This is a genomic window from Streptomyces longispororuber (assembly GCF_024448165.1).
Classification (GTDB): domain Bacteria; phylum Actinomycetota; class Actinomycetes; order Streptomycetales; family Streptomycetaceae; genus Streptomyces; species Streptomyces longispororuber_A.
This window is the reverse complement of the sequence record NZ_JAMOLN010000363.1, coordinates 1-5,206: the sequence shown is the minus strand read 5'-3', so window position 1 is coordinate 5,206 and position 5,206 is coordinate 1. Positions and strand designations below refer to the sequence as shown.

The 5,206-nt window shown below is 71.4% G+C and carries 4 protein-coding genes; 3 read left to right on the top strand and 1 reads right to left on the bottom strand.

Features of this window, described 5'->3' with window-relative positions; translation table 11 throughout:
- A partial coding sequence (locus M4J07_RS46600) for an adenylosuccinate lyase (RefSeq protein ID WP_255983249.1) occupies window positions 1–540 on the bottom strand: 540 nt, incomplete at its 3' end.
- Between the two features lie 314 nt (window positions 541–854).
- Here M4J07_RS46600 and M4J07_RS46595 point away from each other — a divergent pair.
- The 3 genes from M4J07_RS46595 (at window position 855) to M4J07_RS46585 (ending at window position 5,201) form a co-directional block, all read left to right on the top strand.
- Complete coding sequence (locus M4J07_RS46595) at window positions 855–2,675, top strand: 3-hydroxyacyl-CoA dehydrogenase family protein (protein ID WP_255983247.1); 1,821 nt, start codon at window positions 855–857, stop codon at window positions 2,673–2,675.
- A gap of 85 nt (window positions 2,676–2,760) precedes the next feature.
- Complete coding sequence (locus tag M4J07_RS46590) at window positions 2,761–3,615, top strand: TetR family transcriptional regulator (protein ID WP_255983245.1); 855 nt, start codon at window positions 2,761–2,763, stop codon at window positions 3,613–3,615.
- Window positions 3,616–3,914: 299 nt separating this feature from the next.
- On the top strand, window positions 3,915–5,201 hold the full coding sequence (locus M4J07_RS46585; protein ID WP_255983243.1) for a nucleotide sugar dehydrogenase: 1,287 nt from the start codon (window positions 3,915–3,917) through the stop codon (window positions 5,199–5,201).
- The last annotated feature ends 5 nt before the right edge of the window (window positions 5,202–5,206 follow it).

Genomic DNA, 5,206 nt, shown 5'->3' with positions numbered 1-5,206 from the left:
CGCCGCCATCGCGAGGCGCGGGTGGGTGCACGCGTCCGTGAGGACCTCGCGGGCGCGGGGGTCCGCGAGGCTGCCGAGGCCCTCGACGCAGGCGAGCGCCACCTTGCGGTACGGGTCGTGGGGGGCCAGCCGGCGGCGCAGCGTCTCGATCAGGGCCGGCGCCGATTCGGGTGCCCTGAGCTGGGTGAGCAGGCGGACCGGGTGGAGGGCGTACGCGACGCGCAGTTCGTTCGTGGCCAGGGCCGCCGCGGCGCGGGCGGTCCGGGGGTCGTTCAGGGCGGCCAGCGCCCGGGCCGCCGCCGCGCAGCGCTCCGGGTCCCGGTGGTTGAGGAGGAGGACGAGGGACTCGAAGGCCCGGCGGTCACCCGCCAGACCGAGCCGGTACGCGGCCAACTCGCGGGCCCACAGGGGCTGTTCCGGAGCCGTCAGCACGGCCGCCAGATCATCGCGGTCGTCCGTCGCCGCGAGCTTCTCGAAGGCGGGCGTCCCGCCGGATTCCTTCCGGATGCGTTCCGTCACCGTTCGCGACTCTTCGTCCATGACGTCGAGGGTAGACGCGCCGGGCCTGCGGCGACGTAGATCACAGAGACTGGCCAACGACAAGGGCTGGCGCGCTCGTTACCCGGCGGTTAAGCTCAGGTGAGCGGGACACACTCCCGCAGCAGCACTCCCGGTGGCCTGGTGACGCAGCCGCCCGGAGCATCAGTCGGTTCGGTACGACACGGCTTGGGACAGGGCCGGTCGGTTCACCTTCAGCGCAGCGCGCTCAACTCCCGTACGCCACGGGCCCGTCGGCATACCCGGGCCCCCGCGTGCGCTCCTCGGTCGTCACCCTCACTTCCTGGAGTCCCCGGATGGACGCTCCCCTGTCCCCGTCGTCGTCGCCGTCGTCGCCCTCTTCCTCCCTCACCACCGTCGCCGTCGTCGGCCTCGGCACGATGGGCACCGGCATCGCCGAAGTGCTGGCCCGTGCCGGCCGCGAGGTCATCGGCATCGACATCAGCGAGGCCGCCACCGCGCAGGCCGTCGCGTCCCTGGAGGCCTCGACGGCGCGTGCGGTGCGCCGCGAGCACCTCACCGAACAGCAGCGGGCCGACCTGCTGGCCCGGTTCCGTACGTTCACGGACCTGCAGGCCGCGGCCGACGCCGACCTCGTGATCGAGGTCGCCCCGGAGTCGTACGAGATCAAGCAGCAGATCTTCCGGGCCCTGGACGACATCGTGCGGCCCGGGACCGTCCTCGCGACCGGCACCAACGCCCTGTCCGTGACCCGGCTCGCCGCCGACTCGGCACGGCCCGAGCGCGTCCTCGGACTGCACTTCTTCAACCCGGCCCCGGCGATGAAGCTCGTCGAGGTCGTCTCCAGCGTGCTGACCGCGCCGACCGCCGTCGCCGCCGTCACCGATCTCGCGATCGAGCTGGGCAAGGAGCCCGTCGCGGTCGGCGACCGGCCCGGATTCGTCGCCGACGGCCTGCTCTTCGGCTACCTCAACCAGGCCGCCGCCATGTACGAGGCCAAGTACGCCTCGCGCGAGGACATCGACGCCGCGATGAAGCTGGGCTGCGGGCTGCCCATGGGGCCGCTCGCCCTGCTCGACCTGATCGGCATCGACACGGCCCGCACCGTCCTCGACGCCATGTACGCCGAGTCGCACGACCGCCTGCACGCCCCCGCCCCGATCCTCAAGCAGCTCAGCGAGGCGGGCCTGACCGGGCGCAAGGCGGGCCGCGGCTTCTACTCGTACGAGGAGCCGGGCAGTTCCGTGGTGGTGCGGGACGCGCTGACGCCGCTGGCCGACGCCCTCGCCGCCCCGCTGCGCACCGTCCGCTCGGTGGGTGTCGCGGGCTCGGGGACCATGGCCTCCGGGATCGCCGAGGTCTTCGCGAAGGCCGGCTACCGGGTCGTGCTCGCGGCCCGCAGCGAGGAGAAGGCACAGAAGGCCAAGGCCCGTATCGGCACGTCGCTTCAGCGTTCTGTCGACAAGGGCCGGATGGCGGCGGAGGCCGCCGAGGCCGCGCTGGCCCTGATCACCCCGGCCGGTTCGTACGACGCCTTCGCCGACGTCGACCTCGCCCTGGAGGCCGTCGCCGAGGACCTGGAGATCAAGCAGCAGCTCTTCGCGGCGTTCGACAAGATCTGCAAGCCGGGCGCGATCCTGGCGACGACCACGTCCTCGCTGCCCGTCGTCGCCTGCGCCCGCGCCACCTCGCGGCCGCAGGACGTCATCGGGATGCACTTCTTCAACCCGGCCCCTGCGATGAAGCTCGTCGAGGTCGTGCGGACCGTGCTGACCTCCGACGACGTGCACGCCACCGTCCGCGATCTGACCCTCACGGTGCGCAAGCACCCGGTCGACTGCGGGGACCGCGCCGGGTTCATCGTGAACGCTTTGCTGTTCCCGTACCTGAACAACGCGGTCAAGATGGTCCAGGAGCACTACGCGTCGCTCGATGACATCGACGCCGCGATGAAGCTCGGCGGCGGGTACCCGATGGGCCCGTTCGAACTCCTCGACGTGGTGGGACTGGACGTCTCCCTCGCCATCGAGAAGGTGCTGCACCGCGAGTTCCGCGACCCGGGCCTCGCACCGGCGCCGCTGCTGGAACACCTGGTGGCCGCGGGCTGCCTCGGCCGCAAGACGGGCCGTGGCTTCCGCGAATATGCCAGGCGCTGAGCCGGGTACGGAGGCCGGAGCCGGTTGGGGCGGGCTGCTCGGAGCGTCGGGCGGCCCGCTTACCGGGGAGCGACTTGGAACGTACATGCAGTACGTTCGGGGCATGACGCCCGCTTCCCAGGCCGACCAGTCCTCCCGTACGCCCGCCACGACCGGCGCCTCCGGTGCCTCTTCGGACGCGCCGGAGAGCGCCGCGAGCAGCCGTGCCGCCGCCCAGCGGCTCAAGATGCGCCGCGAGCTCGCGGCCGCGGCGATGGAGCTGTTCGCCACGAAGGGGTACGAGGCGACGACGGTCGACGAGATCGCCGCCACGGCCGGGGTCGCACGCCGGACGTTCTTCCGGCACTTCCGCTCCAAGGAAGAGGCGATCTTCCCGGACCACGACGACACCCTGGTGCGGGCCGAGGCCGTGCTGAACGCGGCGCCGCCGCTCGAGCACCCGCTGGACACGGTGTGCCGCGGCATCAAGGAAGTCATGAAGATGTACGCGGGCTCGCCCTCGGTGGCCGTGGCGCGCTACCAGCTCACCCGCGAGGTGCCGACGCTGCGCCAGGCCGAGATCGCCTCGGTCTCCCGCTACGAGCGCCTCTTCACCCGCTACCTCCTGGGCCACTTCGACGAACAGGCCCACCACGACGGCAACGACGACCCGCTGCTCGCCGAGGTCGCCGCGTCCGCCGTCGTGACCGCCCACAACCACGTGCTGCGGCGCTGGCTGCGGGCCGGCGGCCAGGGCGATGTGGAGAGCCAGCTGGACCACGCCTTCGCCATCGTGCGGCGCACGTTCGGGACCGGCATCGGTGCGGGCCGCACGCCCGCCGCACCGGCCCCCGCCGCGCAGGTGTCGCACTCCGACGAGGTGCTGGTGACCGTGGCCCGCACGGACGCTCCGCTGGCGGACGTGATGCGGACGATCGAGGAAGCCCTCAGGAATCGGTGAATCGGTAACCAATTCTCTTGCCCCATAGCCGGTAGCCGGAAATGCGCAACCGGCAGGCAGGACTTCCAGGACCGATGACCGGCCACATGCAGTGCGGTGGTTCGCCCTGCGTGCCCGACTGATTGTCCACCCCATCCACCGCAGCTGTACGAACCTATTCGGTATCTCCCCGGTGCACTGGACCCCGTGGCATGCTGACGCCTTGTGTCAATCCGACCGATTCCGCGTCCGCGGCATCCATATCCGCGATCCAGGGGGGAGACCGGATATCGGGGGACCGGGGATCAGGGGGATTTCCAGTGGGTACTTCAGAAGAGTTATTCACGCATGCCGCGACGCCGGTCGTAGGCATCATCGGACTTGGATATGTCGGCCTGCCGACCGCGCTCGCCCTGCTCGACTCCGGGGTGCGGGTGATCGGCGTCGACGTCGACGAGCGACGGCTCGCCGCGATCCGCGCGTACGACGTGGATCTGCTGCCCACCGACCATGTGCGCCTGCGCCGTCAACTGCCCAGCCAGCGCTTCCTGTTGACGTCCGATGCGAAGGAACTGCAGGCCGCCGAAACCGTGTTGATCTGCGTACCGACGCCGGTCGACGACCATCTCGTACCCGACCTGCGGGCCCTGGAGGGCGCGTGCCGCTCCGCGGTCGAGCAGGCCGTGCCGGGGCAGGCCATCGTCCTGACCTCGACCAGCTATGTGGGCACCACCCGCGACCTGCTGCTGCGCCCGCTCGCCGAGCGGGGCCTGGCCGTGCCGCAGGACGTGTGCGTGGCCTACGCGCCGGAGCGGATCGACCCGGGCAACGCCGCGCACACGCAGGACACCACGCCCCGGGTGATCGGCGGGGTGAGCCCGGAGTGCACCCGGCGCGCGGCGGACATGCTGCGGCGCACCGGCGCCCGGGTGCACGAGGTCCTCTCGCCGGAGGCGGCGGAGATGACCAAGCTCCTGGAGAACACCTTCCGCGCGGTGAACATCGCCCTCGCCAATGAATTCGCCACCATCTGCGGGGAGTTGGGCCTGGAGGCCATTGAGGTCATCGAGGCCGCGGCGACGAAACCGTACGGGTTCATGCCGTTCTTCCCGGGGCCCGGCGTCGGCGGGCACTGCATTCCGTGCGACCCGCACTACCTGCTGTGGCAGCTGCGTGAGCGGCGGGTCGCCTCGCCGCTGATCGACACCGCGATGACCGCCATCGCGACCCGCCCCCACCAGGTGGTACGGCGGGCCCGCGAGGTTCTCGCCGACGCCGGAACGGCGCTGCGCGGGGCCCGGATCCTGGTCGTGGGCGTCGCCTACAAGCCCGGGGTCGCCGATGTGCGCGAGTCGCCGTCGGTGGAGATCCTGGCCGGGCTGCGCACGGCCGGCGCCGAGGTGGCGTACGCGGATCCACTGGTACCCGAACTGGCCGTCGAGGGGCAGCCGTTGAAGGCGGTGACGAACCCCCGCGAACTGCCCTGGGACCTGGTCCTGATCCACTCCGTGCAGCCACTGCAGGACCTGTCGTGGATCCCCGACCGGGTGCCGGTCCTGGACACCACGTACCGGCTGCAGGACTTCAAGCGCAGGGCGGTCGTATGAGCCTG